At 46.9% G+C, this 1,282-nt stretch carries 1 protein-coding gene; it reads left to right on the top strand.

Annotation, left to right across the window (positions count from 1 at the left end; translation table 11 throughout):
* Positions 1-61: 61 nt before the first annotated feature.
* On the top strand, positions 62-1,267 hold the full coding sequence (locus tag DP117_RS35225) for an RNA-guided endonuclease TnpB family protein (protein WP_169222771.1): 1,206 nt from the start codon (positions 62-64) through the stop codon (positions 1,265-1,267).
* Positions 1,268-1,282: the final 15 nt, after the last annotated feature.

The following is a 1,282-nucleotide window of genomic DNA, read 5'->3' as shown; positions in this document are numbered from 1 at the left end:
GTCCTTCTAGGACGGCTTTCTGAAATCGTGTTATAATTACGCTATAGAGTTGAGCGTAAAAATGCTGGTATTCGAGGCAAAGTTGGAAGGAACAAAGGAGCAGTATGGAAAGCTGGATGAAGCTATCCGTAGTGCCAGATTTGTTCGCAACAGTTGCCTGAGATACTGGATGGACAACAAGGACATTGACAAGTACGACTTGAGTGCATACTGTGCAGTGCTTGCGTCTGAGTTCGAGTTTGCCAAGAATCTTAACTCTATGGCTCGTCAGGCTAGTGCTGAACGAGCTTGGGCTGCGATATCTCGGTTCTACGACAACTGCAAGAAGAAAGTACCAGGTAAGAAAGGATATCCACGTTTTAAGAAAGAACAGACACATGGCAGTGTTGAGTACAAAACCAGTGGCTGGAAACTTTCTTCTGATAGACGGTGTATCACCTTTTCTGACGGGTTTGAAGCAGGAACCTTTAAGATGTGGGGAACCCGCGATTTGTACTTCTATCAATTGAAACAGTTTAAACGTGTCCGAGTTGTTCGCCGTGCAGACGGATACTACGTGCAATTTTGTATTGACCAGGAACGCCTGGAGAAGCGGGAACCAACCGCCCATAACATCGGGATTGATGTTGGGCTGAACCACTTCTACACCGATTCTGACGGGCAGACTGTTGCAAACCCGCGTCATCTCCGTAAAAGTGAAAGGTCTTTGAAGCGACTTCAACGTCGTATGTCCAAGACTAAGAAGGGTTCTAAAAATAGAGCGAAGTTTAGAAACAAACTTGCTCGTAAACACCTCAAGGTAAGTCGCCAGCGTAAAGACTTTGCCGTAAAGACGGCAAGGTGCGTAGTGATGTCTAACGACCTCGTGGCGTATGAGGACTTGAAGGTGCGAAACATGGTGAGAAATAGACACCTCGCCAAATCGATATCTGATGCAGCGTGGACTCAATTCCGGGAATGGGTCGAGTACTTTGGGAAAGTGTTTGGTGTGGCGACAGTTGCCGTTCCACCCCACTATACATCCCAGAATTGTTCTAATTGTGGGAAGGTCGTCAAGAAATCTCTTAGTACCAGGACGCATACTTGTCATCATTGTGGGCATACCCAAGATAGAGATTGGAATGCTGCACGAAACATACTTGAGAAAGGACTCCGTACCGTGGGGCACACGGGAACGTTAACGTCTGTGGATGAGACTGACCAATACTTGGGTGAGGAAACTCCTTCAAGCAAGTCAACTCGTGGAAACAGAAAGCCCAAGAAGTGATTCTTGGAATCCCCG

The organism is Brasilonema sp. UFV-L1 (assembly GCF_012912105.1).
Lineage (GTDB): Bacteria > Cyanobacteriota > Cyanobacteriia > Cyanobacteriales > Nostocaceae > Brasilonema.
This window is presented reverse-complemented; position numbering and strand designations above follow the sequence as displayed.